Source organism: Mycobacterium sp. NGS62 (genome assembly GCF_059812285.1).
The window spans coordinates 1-18,902 of record NZ_JCALCK010000014.1 but is presented as its reverse complement, the minus strand read 5'-3'; the positions used below and the strand labels follow the sequence as shown (position 1 = coordinate 18,902).

Genomic DNA, 18,902 nt, shown 5'->3' with positions numbered 1-18,902 from the left:
CAAGGGAATCCACCGCTTTCAAGCGGTGGAGGATGTCAAAGTTCCAGCTGCCCCCAGGCGGGCTCGTCGCGGAGCTGCTGATCGTTGGTGAGAAACGGATTGGGCAGCATCCGCGTCATCAGCTGTTCGTCGCGTCCGTTGTAGAGGCGCACACCCCACGAAGTGGGGTAGCCGTCGTCGGCGATCCGGCGATACATTTCGGCGCGTGCGCACCTTCGGATCCGGCCGAGGTCGGGACCGCTTGCCGTCTGTTCCCCGATGCACAGTGGAAGTGCCAGCGGCCGAAGTCGACTGTGGCGTACCCGTCGTACATCGTGATGCGCTTGGGCGGGTTGGGCGCCGCCACTTCCCAGGCTGCGCCTTCGACGATGATGCCGAACCAAATATCGTCCCAGTACTCTTCGAAGCACAGGTGGATCAGATCGAGCAGCCGCTCTTCGTCGGCCGGTAACGGCCAGCGCTGCTCTCGGCCGCCGTCCTCGGTCTCGACGATGGCGGGATCGGTTTCGGTCATGCCTTCTCCTTTCCCCGCTTGGCCGCCAGCACGCACTCGCTGCAGAACCCGCCCACAGGCGTGCGGTAGTAAAGACAGCAGCTGGTTCGACGATAGCTGCCGTTGTTGAAACGAATTGCGCCGGTGAGTCTTTCGTCGTCGCAGAGTCTGCGGGCCAACTGCCATCCCGCCTCGGATGCGCACTTGTCGTCGAAGACCCGGGCCGCGCTGAGCAGCGCAGAGGCGGCATTGCCCCGCAACACCTTTGCCGAGATCGGCCCGAGCCGGCGCACCGCCGCAGTAAGCGGAGCCAGGTGCGACTCGAGGACCATGTCGGCCAGCATCGGCTCCAGGTCGTCACCTCGCCACGCGACGGGGTGCTCGATGTGCAGATGCAGCCGGCCGCCGGTCTCGCGAAACAGCAGATGTTCGGCACACAGGTCGGGCAGCAGTCGATGACCGGCCACCGCGCCGAGCCCGATCGACCACAGCCGCGCGGCGAAGCCGAGCTGAAACGTGGATACCGCAACCCGGCGCTCCCCGGCGCCGATGCGGGTCTGCACCCGCCCGACGATGCCGTCGAGCACATCGGTATCCGTGTAGAGCAGATGCACGGGCCGCCAATCACTTTCAACTGCCGGTCCGGTGCCCGCCGCGAAATACGGGCTGACTTTCGACAAGTCGGCGTGCATCGCCGCCGTCATCTCCGCCGACGCGCAGTCGCGGCCCTCGGGTGGATATTCGCGCAACAGCGCCGGCAGCCCGCCCAGCGTCGTCGACACGGCCGGGTGGCCGCCGGCCCGCAGCGTGATCGTCTCCGGATCGGCGGCGGTGACCACGATCTCGGCGGGTTCGCAGGTGCGCCAACCCTCCCTGGCGAGCACCCGCTCGAGCGCGCCGGCCAGCGGGTCGGATGCGTCGACGCGCGCGTTTCTCCCGTTCGTGTCGCGGACCACGAACACCCCGTCCGCCGAGTCGAAACGTAATGTGCCGCAGTCGAACAGCGTGCCGATGTGTCCGGCGAGGATGAGTTCCTCGGGGATGGCGTCGAGCAGCGCGCCGTCCGGGCCGAGCAGCCACACCCGGTCAGCGACCCGCAACGCGAGTTCCAGGTCATGCGTTGACATCACGATCGCCAAGCCGTGACCGCGGGCCAGGCCGCGCAACATCTCGACCAGTCCGGCGCGCGACGGCACGTCCAGGAAGGCTGTCGGCTCGTCGAGCACCAGCGCCGAAGGCTGCTGGGCGAGCGCCCGCGCCGTGAGCACCCGCTGCCGTTCGCCGTCGGAGAGTTCGGCGGCCGGCCGCGCGGCCAGGTTGCTTGCGTCGACCGCGGCCAGTGCCCAGTCGATGACGGCATTGTCGTCAGCTGTGAGCCGGGCGCCGCGGCTCAGGTACGGGATGCGGCCCAGCCCAACGAGTTCACGTGCTGAGAGCAGGCCCGGGTCGACTCGGTCGGTGAGCACCACAGCCACCCGTCGGGCCAGCTGATCGGGCGGCAGTGCAGCCAGGTCGCTGCCCTCCAGCAGCACCTGCCCGCCAAGGGCGGGCTGCAGTCCGCACAGGGTGCGGATCAGCGTGGACTTTCCGCATCCGTTGGGCCCCAGCAAAACTGTCAGCTCGCCGCGGCGGGCCACCGCCTGCAGCCCGGCGGCGACGGTGCTGGTGCGACGACGGCTGCGGTAGCCGATGGCCAGCTCACGCAACTCGATCATCGCTCGATGCCCACCCCGCGACGGCTGCGCAGCAGCACGACGACGACGATCGGTGCCCCGATCAGCGCGGTGACCGCGTTGACCGGAAGCACGGCGTCGCTGCCGGGTACCTGGCTGACGATCGCGCATCCCAGCGCGACGGCCGCACCCATCAGCACCACGCCGGGAACCAGCACCCGGTGATCGGAGGTACCCAGCGCAAGACGGGACAGGTGCGGTACCGCCAGCCCGAGAAAGGCGATCGGGCCGCAGAACGCGGTCGTCACACCAGCCAACAGCGACGCCGAGGCCACCGCGACCGTCCGGGCCCGCCCCACGTCGATACCCATCGTGCGGGCATATCCCTCGCCGAGCAGCAGCGCGTTGAGAGCGCGGACCGTCATCGCCGCGGCCGCCACGCCCACCGCGACGCACGGCAACAGCAGGCGCAAGTCGGCCCAGGTGGTGCCGGCGAAGCTGCCCAGCCCCCACAGCAGATACTGCTGGACGCGCTGCGGATCCGCATACACCAGCAGCACACTCACCACCGCGGTGCTGGCCGCGCCCACCATCACGCCGATCAACAGCAGCGTCGCGGCCGAACGCACCCAGCGGGCCAGCGCCAGCACCAGCGCCAGCACGATCGCGGCTCCGAACGCCGCAGCGAGCACCACGCCGGCGCGCCCGCCGCCGGCCAGGCCCGCGGTGAATCCGGCGCCCGATCCGGCGCCGGCGATCACCACGACGGCAACCCCCAGGCTTGCTCCCGAGCTGACGCCCAACACGTAGGGGTCGGCGAGCGCGTTGCGGAACAGGGTCTGCATCTGGAGTCCGGCCACGCCCAGGCCGGCGCCGGCTGCGATCGCGGTCAGCACCCGCGGTACGCGCATGCTCGCCACGATGACCTGCCAGCGGGGGTCCGACGGGTCGGCACCGGCCAGGATGCGGACGGTGTCCAACAGCGGCACCCGCACCGGCCCCAGGGCAATTCCCAGCACAGTCAGCACCGCCACCGCCGCGGCAAGCGCCGTCAGCGCGGCGGCCGCACGGCTCACGCGGCGGCGACCTGTCGATAGAACTCGAAGCGGTGGTTGGGCGCGAGCTCGGGATGCAGGATTGCCACCAGATCTGCCAACACCAGGTCGGGTCGGGCCACGCCGCGCTCCCAGTAGTCGTTGCCGCCGCCCGGGCCGATTGCCTCGGTTGACGACCAGACCTGCCCGTCGCGGACGGCGGTCAGTTCGCCGTAGCGGTTGTCGGCGGCCAGTGCGTCGTCGAGGGTTTTCCAGTCAGCGCTCACCAGCCACACCGGAGCATGTCCGGCCTTGGCGTAGACGGATTCGAAGCTCAGCTGCAGGCTTCCGGTTTGCGGGTCGCGCGACCACGGATAGTCACCGCCGGCGTCGACGATCAACCGGCCGGCGTAGTCGCCGCCGGCGGGCACCGACCAGGTGCCCTGGTACATGGTTCCGGGCAGCACATCGACGGGCCGCGCGCCGGCGGTCTTGGCCGCGACCGTGCGATAGTCGTCGCGCAGCCGGTCGTAGATTCCACCGGCCTTCTTTTCGGTGCCGGTCAGCGCGGCGAACACCTTGACCCACTCCGCCCGGCCCAACGGCGTGGCCTCGAGCCATTCGGCGTCGGCGACCACGTTGATCCCGGCGTCGCGCAGCTTGGCATAACTCGGGTCGTCGGTGCCCTGGGTCACCAGCACATCGGGATGGCCCGCGATCACCGACTCGACGTTGACCTGCTGGCCCGGCGCGTAGTCGGCCACCTTGCCGGCATCGACGCGTTCGCGGATCTGCGGGTTGACGGCGTTGGCGCTATTGGCCAGACCGGTGACCACCTCGGTCTGGTCGAGTTCGGCGATCATCCCCAGATGGGTGGTCGACGCCGAATACAGGCTGGCGACGGGCACCGTGATCTGCGGTGCGTGCGCCAGGTCGCCGGTCAACGCCGGCGCCGGGGACCCGCAACGCACCAGCACATAGGACTGTGGCGACCCGTTGGGGTAGGGCTGGTGGACGGTCAGCACCTGATAGCTGTTGTGATAGCTGATCGTGAAATTGGTGGCGTCTCGGACCGCCGACTTGTCCGGGAAGTAGTCGGCATTCGGGTCGAATTCGCTGATGCAGCTTGGCTTATCGGAGGCGCTGGTGTCGGACGGCTTCTTCGACGAGGGGGCGCATGCGCCCACGCCGAGCGCCAGGATGGTGACCCCGAGCAGGGCCACCCACGGCGGACGTGACATCGGTCAGCTCTCTCGGGGTACACCGCCCCGGTTCGCAGGACGCGATGACGGCAGTGTCCTGGCTTTCGGATCGCTGCTCGCCTCGCCTTCCAGCCGGCTGGCCGTGGCCGATGAGGGTCGCTCCCCGATGACAGTGGCGGGACCGCGCCGGACTTGCACCGGCTTCCTGCATCGTGATCGCCTTATCGGCGACATTGTCGCACGACGGGTGCGGCATCGGCCGCGGCCGCCAGCTTTGCCACCTTATTTTGGGGCACCGGCGAATACGCCGGCCAGTGCGTCTAGGGTTGCGGGTACTAGCCGGTAGTAAGCCCATTTGCCGCGCTTTGCGCGTTCGAGCAAGCCAGCCTCGACCAGGATCTTGAGGTGGTGCGACACCGTCGGCTGGGACAGGCCGACCGGGTCGGTCAGGTCGCACACGCATGCCTCGCCGCCCTCATGGCCTGCGATCAGCGATACCAGCCGCAGCCGGGTCGGCTCGGCCAGCGCCTTGAGCACCCCAGCCAGCCGCTCGGCGGCCGCCGCGTCGAGCACGCCGCCGGTGATCGGGCTGCAGCACGCCGCCAGATCGGCCACAAGCAGCGAGCGATTGGGGTCGGTTCTGGATGCGATCGTGGCGGGCATGACCCCAGTATGACACACGCATTGACAGCCATCGATGTTTTGTGCACTATGTTCGCATAGACAACCGTCAATGGAAGGAGTGGTCCGATGACCGCCGAACACAACGAGCTGCGCGATCAGGTCCAGGCAAGCTACGGCGCCGCCGCCGCCGCGGTGCGTAGCGGTGACACCAACAGCGATGTGCTGACCGCAGCGAGTTGCTGCGGGTCAAGCGATTCGGCCGATTTTGGGACCATCTTCGGCGCCGGCCTCTACGGCGCCGACGAGCACTCCGCGATTCCCGCCGAAGCACTCGCGGCGAGCCTGGGCTGCGGCAACCCGACCGCGGTCGCCGACCTACATCCCGGCGAGCGGGTGCTTGACCTGGGTTCTGGCGGCGGCATCGACGTGTTGTTGTCGGCGCGCCGGGTGGGTCCGCAGGGGTTTGCTTACGGCGTCGACATGACCGACGAAATGCTCGCTCTGGCCGAGGAGAACAAAGCCAAGGCCGGCGCTACCAACGTCGAGTTCCGCAAGGGCACCATCGAAGACATCCCGCTGCCCGAGGCCGCCGTCGACGTCGTCATCTCCAACTGCGTGATCAACCTGTCCGCCGACAAACCCGCCGTGATTGCCGAAATGTTCCGCGTGCTGGTCCCCGGCGGGCGGATCGGGATCTCCGATGTCGTCGCCGAAGATCAGCTCAGCGCCGCTGAGCGTGCCGAACGAGGCTCCTACGTTGGCTGCATTGCCGGAGCGCTGTCCAAGCAGGAGTACCTCGACGGGCTGGCCGCAGCCGGATTCACCGATGCCACAGTCACATTCACCCATGAAGTCGCCGAGGGAATGCACGGCGCGATCATCCGCGCGACCAAACCCACCACCTCGTCCGACTGAGGCAGCCGCAGAGAACACGATCGCACCACACGCCAGAACCGCGTCACGTTGACACTTGCCAGCGAAGCGGGCCGCCGCTTCGCGCCACTGGGAGAGAACCTATGAGCGACACCGCCGTATCGACTGCCGCGCCGTCAGCGGCCGCCAAGCTGTCCACATTGGACCGGTTCTTGCCGGTGTGGATTGGGGTGGCGATGGCCGCCGGCCTGCTGCTGGGCCGGCTGGTGCCGGGCCTGGGCGAGGGCTTGAGTGCCGTTGAGGTTGACGGTGTTTCGCTGCCGATCGCCCTTGGATTGTTGGTGATGATGTATCCGGTGCTGGCCAAAGTCCGCTACGACCGGCTCGGCGAGGTCACCGGCGACCGCAAACTGCTGGTGTCCTCGTTGGTGTTGAACTGGCTGATCGGGCCGGCGGTGATGTTCACTCTGGCGTGGCTGCTGCTGCCCGATCTGCCCGAGTACCGCACCGGGCTGATCATCGTCGGGTTGGCTCGCTGCATCGCCATGGTCATCATCTGGAATGACCTGGCCTGCGGGGATCGCGAAGCCGCCGCGGTGCTGGTTGCGTTGAACTCGATCTTCCAGGTGCTGATGTTCGCCGCGTTGGGCTGGTTCTACCTGTCGGTGCTGCCCGGCTGGCTGGGCTTGCCCCAGACCGGGATCGAGGTCTCGCCGTGGCAGATCGCTAAATCCGTGCTGATCTTTCTCGGCATCCCACTGTTGGCCGGGTACCTGTCCCGTCGCCTCGGTGAACGGCTCAAGGGCCGGCCCTGGTATGAGTCGCGGTTTATGCCCCTTATCGGCCCCTGGGCGTTGTATGGGCTGCTGTTCACCATTGTCATTCTGTTCGCCCTGCAAGGCCACCAAATCACCTCCCGGCCTTTCGATGTCGCGCGGATCGCGGTGCCGCTGCTGGCCTACTTCGCCATCATGTGGGCCAGCGGCTATCTGCTCGGCGCCGTCCTGAAAGTGGGTTACGAGCGCACTACCACGTTGGCGTTCACCGCCGCCGGCAACAACTTCGAACTCGCGATTGCCGTGGCGATCGCCACCTACGGCGCCACCTCCGGCCAAGCTCTGGCCGGGGTCGTCGGACCGCTCATCGAAGTACCCGTCCTCGTCGGCCTGGTCTACGTCTCCCTAGCACTGCGCACCCGTCTCTTCAGTCGCGACACCACCCAAAGAGTGGCTGCCGATGGCCCATAAACCCAGTGTCTTGTTCGTCTGCGTGCATAACGCCGGACGCTCCCAAATGGCGGCCGCACTGCTAACCCACCTGGCCGGTGACCGCATCGAGGTGCGCTCCGCCGGAACCGAACCCGCCGACCAAATCAACCCGATCGCGGTGGCCGCGATGGCCGAACTCGGCATCGACATCACCGCCGCAAACCCCAAAGCACTCACCGGTGACACGGTGCAAACCAGCGACGTGGTGATCACCATGGGTTGCGGCGACACCTGCCCCTACTTCCCGGGGGTGGCCTACCGCGACTGGAAGCTGCCCGACCCCGCGGGCCAACCCCTCCAGACCGTACGTTCCATCCGCGACGATATCGCCGACCACGTCCAGGCACTGATCAGCGAACTGCTGCCCACCAACAGGAAACCGTCGGCCGACTAAGTAACGGACACGACCAACCCGAGCCGCCAGCGCGAATCACGATGTGCCTCAGATCAACTGACAAACCCAGCCAACGGGATTGCCACTTCATTTGAGGCACCACCGGCGCGCCTGCCCGCGACTGCCCCAGATAGAACGACAACGGACATTGATCGTCATCGCCGGAACCTAGACCCAACACGACAAGCCAGCGATATCAGTCGCAGCCGGGTTCGGCTCAGTGCCTTGAGCATGGTGGCCAGCCGCTCGGCGGGTGCGCTGTTACGTCGTCCTAACGAGGATTGCCGCCATCACACGCGTAAGCCAATCGCCGAAAGAAGCTGATTTCTCCAGCCAGATCACAACCGAGAGCGCCACCCCATGCCAATTGCATTGTGCCCAAGGCGATCAGCAGCACAGCTTTCGCGGGTCTCCGATACGCCGCGGCGGACACAGCCTAGTCGCGGGGGTGGCTGAGCTCGGCGGTGGCGTCCGAATCCAGGTCGCTTTCCAAGACCCAGCACACCGTGGAACGGTCGTGTTCGGTGGGTGCGGCGTGCGGCGCGTGGTCGAGAAGGGTCTGCAAGTGGCCTTCAAGGGCGACGAGTTAGGCGATCTGTGCGCGGACTCCGTCGAGACGGGTGTTCAGGACCTGTCGGACGTGCCCGCACGGCACCTCGGCGCGGACGTGGATTGCCAAGATTTAGCGCACCTTCTGCAAGTCAGCCCGGCGGCTTGACCCCGCGGTGAAAGCCGCCAATTTCGTGATTCGTCGCATGGGCTTGACCTGTCCCCAGGGGCCAGCTTTAGCGTCATCTATACCTACGACACCGCAAGGATGAAAGATGCCATTTCGTGAAGGCGACGTGTACCGCTGCCCGCGGCCGGACTGCGGATGTGAACTGACGGTGACCAGGAGCGCACCCCCGGATTGTCAGGGCCGGCAGGATCCGACTTGCTGCTGCGGGCAAACGATGGAAAAGGTCAGCTGAACCGGCGCTCCTGGCTGGGCGGTGCGATCGGCTTCGGGCCATGCAGCCGCGCTTGGCGACCCGTCGATTCGGCCAGCGCCAGTGCGGGCCCCTGAGTGTCGCTACCCACCTCAGCTCCGGTTGTGCCAGGAGCGAAGGTCGCTGCGAACTCTGTCCGCCTTCCCGGAAGGATTTCCGGTATGCCACGAACTCGGCGATCGTTTACTTCTGAGTAGCCGGTTTCGAGGTCACACATCGTGTCATCGACGGTAACGGGCGTGTTACTGATCTTGCCCGCGAGCTAGGTCTGAATAAGAGCCTCTTGCATATGTGGGTGAGCGGTGGCGGATAACCTTGGCCGGCGCTGGCGGTCCGCCGAAGCTTATTGGAGGCCAATCGCTTTCAGTCGATGAGCATGCTGAGCTGGTACGACTGCGCGCTCCGGTAGCCGAGTAGGCGGGGGTTCTCGCGCTCCTGGAAAAGGGCCTCGACGACTCTGTGGCGCAGCTGAACCGTCGCCAGTTGCATGCGCTCAGTCTTTCCTCAAATAAATGAGCAGTGACGCGATGATCGGCTATGCCGTTGGCGATTCGATGATGCGGCAGACGGTGGCAGCCTGTCCGCGGCGTTGGTCGCTGCGGGCGCTCTGTAGCGCAGCGGCCAGGGTGGTGCGTAGGGCGCGCAGGTCGGCGATGGCGCGGTCGATGTCGCGAATGTGCTTGTCGAGCAGCGCGGTGACCTGCTCGCAGGGCGCCATACCGTGGCGATGCAGGTCAAGGATGTCTTTGATCTCCGACAAGGTTAGGCCAAGGGTCCGGGCCCGCAGAATGAACCGCAGGATCGCGATGTCGTCGTCGCTGAACAGCCGGTAGCCGGCTTGGGTGCGCTCAGCGGGCGGCAGCAGCCCCTTGGCTTCCCAGATCCGGATGGCCTTGGCCGAGACGCCGATGGCTTTGGCGGCGTCACCGACGGTGTGCGTTACCGGATTTCGTTCACGGACGGTGGCCGCCATTGATGACGGTTCCCAGCTGCTGGGTTCAAACGTATCCGGGCGAGTGCCGGATGCAGATGTCGCGCTCATTGGTCGTTGGGGGCGCGGTGTCGGCGTAGCGGGTCCGCTTCCCCTTCCTCCTTTTCGTCTGAATTGCAGACGTCGTCGAGTGACGCCTCGCCCCCTGGCGGCGAGCATCGGCGACGGTGACTCCAACGGTAGGGGTTGCCTCAAGGGCAAAGTCAAGGGTACGGCGCGATGGCCTGCCAGAACTTAATACAACGCCCTAGTGGGGGCCACTAGTTGCTGAAGAACATTTGCCCATCGAGGGCGGCTGTTAACCAAAGGTTACTGGCTTGAACTACGCGCGGCAGTTCACGACCGTGCGGCCTGCACCGAGGTCATCATCGCGAAGCGATCAGCGGCGGGCATTGGCGGCAGCCGACGACTCGGTTCCTGTCTCAGGGTGCGAGCCTGATAAAGCCCGGCGGCCTGGGTCGCGCCGGCGACGGCTCCACCGGACCGCCACCGCCGTTGCCGCCACCCCCGTTGCCACCATTGCCGCCGCTGCCGGCAGCACCCCCGGGCTGAGGAGCATCAGCAGGAGGTTCCACCTCTTGCGGTGGCGGCGGCTGTTGCGGTGGCGGCGGCGATTGTTTTGGTGGCGGCGGTGCGGCGGTCGGCAGGGGTGGTGTCAGGGTACGCGCCGTCGGCGGCGGTGGTGGCGGAATCTGCGGCGGGTCCGGTAAGCGGGGATCCCCCGTGGGAACCGCTCCGATCAGTGAGGTGAGCATTTTGCCATGCACGTCTGACTGGTCGTCCCGGTAGCGGCCCGCCGCAAAAACGCCGCCGTCCATCGAGTGTGGCAGCCGCACCGTACCGGTGCCCGTCGGTTCCTGGCATGCCGCCGGCATGTTGGTCATATGCAACCCCGGCGGCGGCTCCGGTAAATCGCTTCCTGGGTTGACTGTGTTGTGCGTGTACGTGGCGACCCGGTGCGTCGGTTCATTCGATACCGGGTCGGGATTAGCCTTGATGGAAGCTATCTTGCTTTGATCGTATGGGCAGTAGATCTCCACTGCGGCAGTGATGAATCGGGTCATGGTGGTCGTGAGGCGGGCAGGGTACAGATGCACGGTCGGGTCTATGTTGTACGCATCGTTCCTTAGCCCGTCCAGTATGTCGTTCGCCGGCATACCACCATCGAGTTTGCGACAAACTTTGTGGGCTGCGGCGATGACGCTTGGCACGTTCTTGATGGCAGGGATTTCATCTTTATCGAGCAGTGCCAGAAACTGGTCGTCCTGGCTTGGGTCGGCGGATACCGCGCCGCTGCTCAGAATTGCGGCGCCGGTTAGCACCATGATGGCGGTAACCAGGGCACCGGCGTGGCTAGTGATGCCGGTGGACATGGTAGGGGTTTCCGTTCTGCTAGGGTGCCCCACGGCGTCGCGAGCCATTGGCCGTCGGCGATACCGTGGTCGGGTCTTGTGACGTGAGCCGTTGCATTGCAGAATGTTTCGCGACGGCGCTGGTGCTCAAAGGATCGGTGTGTAAGTGATGCACAATGTCGCCAATCGATAAATCTGCTTGCGGCGTTGGCGGTGCGCCGCAGAGTGGCCTACAGGGACCACGAGGCCCAATTACGGTGTGGCTCAACTCGTGTTCGCCTCCTTTGCGTGAATACGGTGGAGGCATTACCGCCGTAACTCCAACGCTAGCGATTGCCGCGGGGACAAAGTCAAGGGCCAACGTCGTAATGTTTCGCCGCCTACGGTTTCCCGAGCCATCGGGTTTCGGTGATACGCGCTGTAATCGCGTAGGCCAGGGCGTTCCGAAATGTTTCGGTACTGCGCCCGGTCGAATATCAGGTGCAATTAGGACCCGGTGAACTCGATGAATCATCACCGGCGCGGGTGTTGCCTAACCCTTGACCTTGCCCTAGGGGCAACCCTTACCTTGGGGGTTGCCGGTGGGCTAACGCGACGCGCGACGCGCGCGCCGCCGCGAGGGTAAGCCAATAACGGCAACGATTGTGAAGGGAGCGGTCGAGATGGCCCTGCATGGATTTTTGGTGAAGGCGGCGCCCCACGTGTTGACTTTTGCGGCGTATGAGGCGGTGCACCGGGTGGTGGCGAAGACTCCGTGGCGGGAGGCAACGGTTTCGGCGATGGCCTGTGGTGTGCGCGGTGTGCGCAAGGCTGAGGCGAAGACGGAGCGGGCGCGGCTGACGGCCGCTGACATGTTCGCCGAGGCGATAGAGCGCAGTGGGGAGAAAGCGCCGCTGTCAGCGGTGGCCGACGAGGACGTTCCATCCCAGCCGCGGCGGACTGGAAAGACCAAGACCAGGACTGCTGATGCTGACGATTGATGCTGAGCGGGAGGTGGGCGTGACCGTTGCTTCCGATGCGGCGGGGCGGATGCGTGTGCACACCAACGGCTTTCGTATCGATGAGGGCCGGGTCGCCGCGATCGAAGAGATGGTGGGCAAGCTGGCCGGGGTGCGCACTGTGCGTGTCTACCCACGGACGGCGTCGGTGGTGATCCGGTATGTGCCCGGGCGCTGCGATTCCTCTGCTGTCTTGTCGGCGATCACCCAGGCCGAGCGCAGCCCCGTCGCCCCGGAGCCTTGGGGTGCCCCGCGCTCAGTTGATAACGGCGGCATTGTGGGGAAAGTCGTTGGCGGGATCGGCCGGATGCTGTTGGGTCTGCGCGGCGACGCGCCGGAGAATCCGCCGGAGATCGAGCGGCTGCGGAAGGCGCTAGCAGGCATCGGTCATCAGCTGGAGCCGGTGACCGCGGGTCAGCTGTCGCCGCGCGAGGAGGCCGAGCGCGGGATTCGGGCTTGGTTGCGGCGAGTGTGGTTGGCCTGGCCGTTGGGGCTGGTGGCATCTGGCTTGACGATGTTTTTCGGCGCTTACCCGTGGGCGGGGTGGTTAGCCTTCGGCGCGACGGTGCCGGTGCAATTCATCGCCGGGTGGCCGTTCCTGTTGGGGGCGGCGCAGCGGGCGCGGGAGAAAACCGCGAACATGGACACGCTGATCACACTCGGCACCCTGACCGCGTTCCTCTACTCCACCGTTCAGCTGTTCGTTGGTGGGCCGTTGTTCTTCGACACCGCGGCATTGATCATTGCGTTCGTCGTGCTGGGCCGCTATTTCGAGGCCAGAGCCCACGGCAAGACGCGAGAGGCGATCAGCAAGCTGCTGGAGATGGGCGCCAAGGAAGCCTGCCTGCTGGTTGACGGCCAGGAGCTCCTTGTGCCGATTGATCGCGTACAAGTCGGCGACGTGGTGCTGGTGCGGCCGGGGGAGAAGATCCCGGTCGACGGCAAGATCATCGACGGGCGCGCCGCCGTCGATGAGTCGATGCTGACCGGCGAGTCCGTCCCGGTCGAGAAAACGGTGGGTGACCATGTCGCCGGGGCCACCGTCAACACCGATGGGCTACTGACCGTGCGCGCCACCGCCGTCGGGACCGACACCGCGCTGGCCCAGATTGTGCGCCTGGTCGAGCAGGCACAGGGCGGCAAGGCGCCGGTACAGCGGTTGGCCGATCGGGTCTCGGCGGTGTTCGTGCCGGCTGTTCTCGGCGTTGCCGTGGCGACGTTTGCCGGCTGGACGCTGTTCGCCGCCAATCCGGTCGCTGGCATGACTGCGGCGGTCGCGGTGCTGATCATCGCGTGCCCATGTGCGCTGGGCCTGGCCACCCCCACGGCGATCATGGTCGGCACCGGCCGCGGCGCAGACATGGGGATCCTGGTCAAGGGCGGGGAGGTGCTGGAAGCCTCGAAGAAGATCGATACCGTGGTGTTCGACAAGACCGGCACCCTCACCCGCGCCCAGATGCAACTCACCGATGTTATTGCCGACAAGCGGCGTCAGCCCAACCTGGTGTTGCGGATGGCCGCCAGCGTCGAGTCGGGCTCTGAGCATCCCATCGGCGCGGCGATCGTCGCCGGTGCGCGCGAGCGAGGGTTGGAGATTCCGGCCGCCACGGCGTTCGCCAACCTGGCCGGGCATGGGGTGCGGGCCGAGGTCGACGGCTGGCCGGTGTTCGTTGGGCGGCGCAAGCTCGTCGACGACCACGATTTGGTGCTGCCTGATCACCTTGCCGCCGCGGCCGAGGAGCTGGAAGAACAGGGCCACACCGCCGTGTTCGTCGGCCGCGGCGGTCAGGTTGTCGGTGTGCTCGCTGTGGCTGACAGGGTGAAAGACGACGCCGCCGATGTGGTTCGGCAACTGCACGCCATGGGGCTGCAGGTCGCATTGATCACCGGTGACAACGCCCGGACGGCAGCCGCGATCGCCAAGCAGGTCGGCATCGACCGGGTGCTGGCCGAGGTGTTACCGGAGGACAAGGTAACCGAGGTTCGCCGACTCCAAGACGAGGGCCGAGTGGTGGCGATGGTCGGCGATGGCGTCAACGACGCCCCCGCTTTGGTGCAGGCCGATCTGGGCATTGCGATGGGCACCGGTACCGACGTGGCCATCGAGGCATCCGATATCACGCTGATGTCCGGGCGGCTCGACGGCGTCGTGCATTCGATCGAGCTATCGAGGCTGACGCTGCGCACGATTTATCAAAACCTTGGCTGGGCCTTCGGTTACAACACTGCCGCGATCCCTCTTGCCGCGCTCGGCGTGCTCAACCCGATCATCGCGGGCGCCGCGATGGGATTCTCCTCGGTCAGCGTGGTGACCAACTCGCTGCGGCTACGCCGATTCGGGCGCGACACCGCGCAGAGGATTCCCGAGTATGTGGTGTAGCGGGTCTTGATCGCCGACCTCGCCCTGCGGTGGGCCGTCACCGTCCTCTTCGGCGCAAGCTTCGCGGGACACGTGTATGGCCTTGTCGCGCAACGTGAACGCTGGATATGCACGGTCGAGCGCCTGTTGCACATAGTGATGTGTGCGGCGATGGTTGTGATGGCCTGGCCCGTCGGAATGAAACTTCCGATCCTCGGGCCGATGGTTTTCTTCCTAGCTGCGGCGGTCTGGTTCGTGCTTGTGGCTACCCACCTGTTCTCCGGCGACGCCGGCCGACTGACCAATGGCTACCACGCAATAATGATGGCGGCGGTAGCTTGGCTGTACGCCGTGATGAGCGGCGGCCCGCTGGACGGGCGCGGTCACTCGCCCGACCACACAATGTCGAGCTCGCAGGGCATGAAGATGCCCGGTATGGACATATCGGTACCCGAGACAGCCCAATCCGGGTGGATTACCACGCTCGACTGGATCGCGGCTGTCGGATTCGCAAGTGCGGCAGCGTATTGGCTTTACCGGTACGCCGCGCAGCGGAAGACGAACCCTGCGCGTCTCGGGAACTGGGGAACACTCTGTAACGCGTTCATGGCCTCCGGTATGGCCATCATGTTCGGTGTGTTGCTGTAGGGAACGGAGGAATGACCCGCCGGATTCACCCAGTCGAAAGCGGTGCGCACGAATAGCCCGAGCCAGGTGTAGATGCCGGATCGCACCACGGCGTTGATCAGCACGCGGCCGGTCGCATCGGATGCGACTGGGCAGTCTCGTCCAGAAGTCGAAACATGATGACATGTACATGTCTTCGGAGTATGGTCGAGAGCGTCGGCCTAGGTGTCGACGAGTCAACAAGCGAAGGAGAGGATCCTCAATGTCGCATCACACCCACGCCACCGATGAACCGCAGTCGCAGTCGCAGGAACCCGGGCCCGCCGACCGCGATCAGAACCGCGCGGATGAGACTGAACAGCAAAAACCTGCCCAATCGCAAGCGGTGAAGACGGGTAGCTAGGCACACCTCTGGCCGCCGCCCAGCTACCTGCGTTGCGGCTGGGCGGCAGCAGCTTTGCCGGTAGGTCACGCCCGCGGTGATACCTCTCGGGGAAAGGCACGAGCCAGCCGTTTGATGGCAAAGCACCGATGCGTGGCACGACTCGATGTCACAACCCGTAAAGCCATTGGCATCGTTGTAGATCATGGTTTTTAGGCGACCTTCTCAACGGTCGCGTCGTTGGGTCGTTCGACGGGCTTTCGCTTCTTGAAGCGGGCGCCGGCACGGATGAGGGCGACCAGCTGGGATGCGTTCACCGCGCGCCGTCGTGCCTACGTGACCTCAATCAGCCTGTAGGCCAAGGCGATCGCTTGCGCTCGCGAACCTGTCGTCGGCAGCCATGGGTTTTCTTCCAGAAGGAACGCGACATGGTCGGTGACGTGGTCGGCAGGCAACCATCCGCATGGTCTCGGCTGCGGGCGGCTTTAACGCTCGACGAGTGGCTGCGGCTCGGGTCGATGCTGGCGGTGATCGTCGCGCTGCACGTAATCGGTTGGGCCATCCTGGTGTTCGTCGTCGAGCCGGCGCACTTTAGCGTCGGAGACAAGGCATTCGGCATCGACATCGGGCTGACGGCCTACACGCTGGGGCTGCGCCATGCATTCGACGCCGACCACATCGCCGCCATCGACAACACCACCCGCAAGCTGATGACCGACGGGCAACGGCCCCTTGGCGTCGGGTTCTTTTTCTCGCTCGGCCACTCCTCCGTTGTGTTCGGGCTGGCACTGCTCATCGCAGTCGGGCTCAAGGCGATCATCGGACCAGTCAAGGACGATTCTTCGGCCCTGCATCACGGCGCAAGCGTGATCGGCACCGGCGTCTCGGGCGCATTCTTGTGCCTGATCGCCATCATCAATGTGGTCATCCTGGTGAGCATCCTGGGCGTGTTTGCGCGGATGCGCCGCGGCTTCTATGACGAAGACGAGCTCGAAGCACAGCTAAACAACCGCGGGTTGCTCAACCGGGTGCTGGGCCGCTTCACCAAATCGATCACCGCGTCCTGGCACATGTATCCAGTGGGCTTATTGTTCGGGCTCGGTTTCGACACCGCCACTGAGGTCGCACTGCTGGTGCTGGCGGGCACCAGCGCAGCAGCCGGCCTGCCCTGGTATGCCATCTTGTGTCTGCCGGTGCTGTTCACCGCCGGGATGTGCCTGTTGGACACCGTCGACGGCTCGTTCATGAATTTCGCCTACGGCTGGGCGTTTTCCAATCCGGTACGCAAGGTCTACTACAACATCACCATCACCGGACTGTCGGTCGTCGTCGCGCTGCTGATCGGCAGCGTGGAAGTGCTCGGACTGCTCGCCGACCAGCTCGGCTGGAGGGGTGGATTCTGGAACTGGCTTGGCGGCATCGACCTCAACGCCATCGGGCTTCTCATCGTCGGGCTATTTGTGCTGACATGGACTGTCGCAATGCTGATCTGGCGTTACGCACGCATCGAGGAGAAGTGGACGGTGCAGACCGAACGCGTCGGCTAAACGTGTCGGGCGCGAATCAGCAGTGCACCGTGCCGCACCCGCCACCGACCTGGATTGGATTTGACGCGCAAAATGTTTTAACCGAGCAGAGCCCTCCGCTCGTGGTCACGTCAAATAGGCAGTTTGCTGTACCGGATCGGTAGCGTCGTTTTCGACGGTGACCGCCTGCAAATGACGGGTTCTGGAAGGGTCTTTGCGCGCCCGCATCCGTTGTGACGGTCATTCAACGCTGATGGCCGATCACACCTCGGAGTTGATCTGTCCGCTAACCGGCCGTCTTGGGCCGGTCGGGCACTCCCATGCGTAGGTGCTCGCTGTGGTAGATGGCCTCATCGAGGAGTTGTGCGACGTGGTTGTCGTAGAGACTGTAGACGATGCTGCGGCCGGTGCGGGCACCCACGACCAGGCCGAGGTTACGCAGTAGCCGCAGCTGATGCGAAACCGCCGACTGCTCCAGGCCGATCTTTTCGGCCAGCTCGGTCACCGCTAGCGATCCTTGCCGCAGCTCGGTCAAGATCAGCAACCGACTCGGCGTCGCTAATGCCTGCAAGGTCGTAGCGACATGGGATGCGGCGGCGGCATCGAGCCGCGCCGCTGGACGGTCTCGGCCTTCGATCCCGTGTCCCACAGTGCAGCAGCATACCCTACTCAGCCCACGTGAAGACGTGTTCATGTGGCAATGCTATTGTCAGCGCGTTTGTCGCCCTTGATTTGGAGGTGCCGGTGGCCGTTCCGACACTCACGTCGGCGTCTGCGATGGCGCCGGTGCGCCGCACGCAGCTGTTCGCCTTGCCGGAGATGCGTTGGGCCGCATTGGCCTTGGTGTTTTTTCTGGTCGGCCTGATCATGCAGCTGACCAGTGCGCCGCAGGCGATGTGGTGGACGCTATATCTGGGCTGCTACGCCGCCGGCGGCTGGGAGCCCGGCTTGGCAGGCCTGCGGGCGCTACGGGACAAGACACTCGATGTTGACCTGCTGATGGTCGCCGCCGCGATCGGTGCTGCGGCGATCGGGCAGATCACCGACGGCGCCCTGCTGATTGTCATCTTCGCCACCTCCGGCGCCCTGGAAGCCCTGGCCACCGCCCGTACTCAGGATTCGGTACATGGGCTGCTAGACCTAACCCCCGACACCGCAATCCGGGTGAGTGCTAGTGGCGGGGAAGAAACCATCAACGCCGCCGGCGTCGAGATCGGCGACGTGCTCGTGGTGCGTCCCGGTGAACGGATCGCCGCCGATGCAACGGTGATCTCGGGCGGAAGCGAGGTCGACGAGGCCACCATCACCGGCGAGCCGCTACCCGTTGGCAAAGGCCCCGACGACGAGGTGTTCGCCGGAACCCTCAACGGCACCGGCGCGCTGCGGATCCGCGTCGACCGACGCGCCGAAGACTTCGTCGTTGCCCGCATCGCCGCGTTGGTGGAGCAGGCCAGCCAGATCAAGGCCCGCACGCAATTGTTCATCGAAAAGGTCGAGCAGCGGTATTCGGTCGGCATGGTCGCAGTCACCCTCGCGGTGTTCGTGATCCCGCTGCTGTTGGGTGATCCGCTGCAGTCCGCGTTATTGCGGGCAATGACGTTCATGATCGTCGCCTCCCCGTGCGCGGTCGTGCTGGCCACGATGCCGCCACTGCTGGCCGCGATCGCCAACGCCGGCCGCCACGGCGTACTCGTCAAATCCGCGGTCGTGATGGAACAGCTGGGCACCACCACCCAGATCGCATTTGACAAGACCGGCACGCTGACTCGCGCCACACCTGAGCTAGCTGAAATCCACGCTCTGGACCACAGTTTCAGCGAGGACGAGTTGCTATGGCTGGCCGCGGCCGCCGAACACCCCAGCGAACACCCCCTTGCCGCGGCGATTGTGCACGCCGCCAACACCCGCGGTCTCAAGCTGCCGACCGTCGACAAGTTCGCTGCCCAACCCGGTCGGGGCGTAACCGCAATGGTCGGTGACCGTCTCATCGGTGTGGGCTCCCCGGCCGCGCGGCTAGGCGGGCTCGACGAAACAACCGCCGCTGCAACGGTGGACGCGGTACAGCACCGTGGCTACACCGCGGTGATTGTTGTCTGCGACAGCCGCCCGGTCGGGGT

13 protein-coding genes, 4 pseudogenes and 1 riboswitch are annotated in these 18,902 nt (G+C 65.6%); of the genes and pseudogenes, 7 read left to right on the top strand and 10 right to left on the bottom strand.

Annotation, left to right across the window (positions count from 1 at the left end):
* Nucleotides 1–35: 35 nt before the first annotated feature.
* From AC5Y49_RS21935 to AC5Y49_RS21915, 5 genes and pseudogenes are all read right to left on the bottom strand, one after another.
* Nucleotides 36–514: pseudogene (locus AC5Y49_RS21935) on the bottom strand (DUF7676 family protein).
* Complete coding sequence (locus AC5Y49_RS21930) at nucleotides 511–2,208, bottom strand: ATP-binding cassette domain-containing protein (RefSeq protein WP_499891193.1); 1,698 nt, start codon at nucleotides 2,206–2,208, stop codon at nucleotides 511–513. The pseudogene AC5Y49_RS21935 and the gene AC5Y49_RS21930 overlap by 4 nt, the downstream one beginning before the upstream one ends.
* The gene (locus tag AC5Y49_RS21925; RefSeq protein ID WP_499891192.1) at nucleotides 2,205–3,242 is read right to left on the bottom strand and encodes a FecCD family ABC transporter permease; all 1,038 of its coding nucleotides are present in this window, start codon (nucleotides 3,240–3,242) and stop codon (nucleotides 2,205–2,207) included. Before AC5Y49_RS21925 ends, AC5Y49_RS21930 begins: the two co-directional genes overlap by 4 nt.
* Nucleotides 3,239–4,441 carry an ABC transporter substrate-binding protein gene (locus tag AC5Y49_RS21920; protein ID WP_499891190.1) on the bottom strand — a complete coding sequence of 401 codons (1,203 nt, stop codon included), beginning with the start codon at nucleotides 4,439–4,441 and terminating at the stop codon, nucleotides 3,239–3,241. Before AC5Y49_RS21920 ends, AC5Y49_RS21925 begins: the two co-directional genes overlap by 4 nt.
* 31 nt (nucleotides 4,442–4,472) lie before the next feature.
* A riboswitch (cobalamin riboswitch) is annotated at nucleotides 4,473–4,639 on the bottom strand.
* A gap of 45 nt (nucleotides 4,640–4,684) precedes the next feature.
* The gene (locus AC5Y49_RS21915) at nucleotides 4,685–5,065 is read right to left on the bottom strand and encodes an ArsR/SmtB family transcription factor (protein ID WP_499891188.1); all 381 of its coding nucleotides are present in this window, start codon (nucleotides 5,063–5,065) and stop codon (nucleotides 4,685–4,687) included.
* Between the two features lie 87 nt (nucleotides 5,066–5,152).
* On the opposite strand from AC5Y49_RS21915, the gene arsM reads away from it, so the two are divergent.
* Together arsM and arsB are read left to right on the top strand one after the other, a co-directional pair.
* Nucleotides 5,153–5,941: an arsenite methyltransferase gene (gene arsM / locus AC5Y49_RS21910; RefSeq protein WP_499891185.1), complete on the top strand. Its 789-nt coding sequence runs from the start codon at nucleotides 5,153–5,155 to the stop codon at nucleotides 5,939–5,941.
* Nucleotides 5,942–6,042: 101 nt separating this feature from the next.
* Nucleotides 6,043–7,561 (top strand): annotated as a pseudogene (arsB, locus tag AC5Y49_RS21905) (ACR3 family arsenite efflux transporter).
* A 436-nt stretch (nucleotides 7,562–7,997) separates the two neighbouring features.
* On the opposite strand, the pseudogene AC5Y49_RS21900 reads toward arsB, so the two are convergent.
* From AC5Y49_RS21900 to AC5Y49_RS21890, 3 genes and pseudogenes are all read right to left on the bottom strand, one after another.
* A pseudogene (locus AC5Y49_RS21900) lies at nucleotides 7,998–8,296 on the bottom strand (MerR family DNA-binding protein); the annotation flags it as partial.
* A gap of 789 nt (nucleotides 8,297–9,085) precedes the next feature.
* Nucleotides 9,086–9,523, bottom strand: a complete 438-nt coding sequence (locus AC5Y49_RS21895) for a MerR family DNA-binding protein (protein ID WP_499891183.1) — start codon at nucleotides 9,521–9,523, stop codon at nucleotides 9,086–9,088.
* A 440-nt stretch (nucleotides 9,524–9,963) separates the two neighbouring features.
* Nucleotides 9,964–10,914 carry a DUF732 domain-containing protein gene (locus tag AC5Y49_RS21890; protein ID WP_499891181.1) on the bottom strand — a complete coding sequence of 317 codons (951 nt, stop codon included), beginning with the start codon at nucleotides 10,912–10,914 and terminating at the stop codon, nucleotides 9,964–9,966.
* Nucleotides 10,915–11,555: 641 nt separating this feature from the next.
* On the opposite strand from AC5Y49_RS21890, the gene AC5Y49_RS21885 reads away from it, so the two are divergent.
* The 3 genes from AC5Y49_RS21885 to AC5Y49_RS21875 are packed head-to-tail and all read left to right on the top strand — an operon-like array spanning nucleotide 11,556 to nucleotide 14,898.
* Nucleotides 11,556–11,873 (top strand): DUF1490 family protein, encoded by a 318-nt coding sequence (locus AC5Y49_RS21885; protein WP_499891179.1) that lies wholly within the window; start codon nucleotides 11,556–11,558, stop codon nucleotides 11,871–11,873.
* A gap of 49 nt (nucleotides 11,874–11,922) precedes the next feature.
* Nucleotides 11,923–14,271, top strand: a complete 2,349-nt coding sequence (locus tag AC5Y49_RS21880; protein WP_499891340.1) for a copper-translocating P-type ATPase — start codon at nucleotides 11,923–11,925, stop codon at nucleotides 14,269–14,271.
* A 6-nt stretch (nucleotides 14,272–14,277) separates the two neighbouring features.
* Nucleotides 14,278–14,898 (top strand): DUF5134 domain-containing protein, encoded by a 621-nt coding sequence (locus AC5Y49_RS21875; protein WP_499891178.1) that lies wholly within the window; start codon nucleotides 14,278–14,280, stop codon nucleotides 14,896–14,898.
* A gap of 573 nt (nucleotides 14,899–15,471) precedes the next feature.
* On the opposite strand, the pseudogene AC5Y49_RS21870 reads toward AC5Y49_RS21875, so the two are convergent.
* Nucleotides 15,472–15,645, bottom strand: a pseudogene (locus tag AC5Y49_RS21870) (IS256 family transposase); the annotation flags it as partial.
* A gap of 42 nt (nucleotides 15,646–15,687) precedes the next feature.
* On the opposite strand from AC5Y49_RS21870, the gene nicT reads away from it, so the two are divergent.
* Nucleotides 15,688–16,806: a Nickel transporter NicT gene (gene nicT, locus AC5Y49_RS21865; RefSeq protein WP_499891175.1), complete on the top strand. Its 1,119-nt coding sequence runs from the start codon at nucleotides 15,688–15,690 to the stop codon at nucleotides 16,804–16,806.
* Nucleotides 16,807–17,071: 265 nt separating this feature from the next.
* Here nicT and AC5Y49_RS21860 read toward each other — a convergent pair whose 3' ends face one another.
* Entirely contained in the window at nucleotides 17,072–17,434 is a 363-nt protein-coding gene (locus AC5Y49_RS21860) for an ArsR/SmtB family transcription factor (RefSeq protein ID WP_499891174.1), read from the bottom strand.
* 128 nt (nucleotides 17,435–17,562) lie between these two features.
* On the opposite strand from AC5Y49_RS21860, the gene AC5Y49_RS21855 reads away from it, so the two are divergent.
* Nucleotides 17,563–18,902 (top strand): HAD-IC family P-type ATPase (locus tag AC5Y49_RS21855; protein ID WP_499891338.1); only part of this gene is annotated, 1,340 nt, incomplete at its 3' end.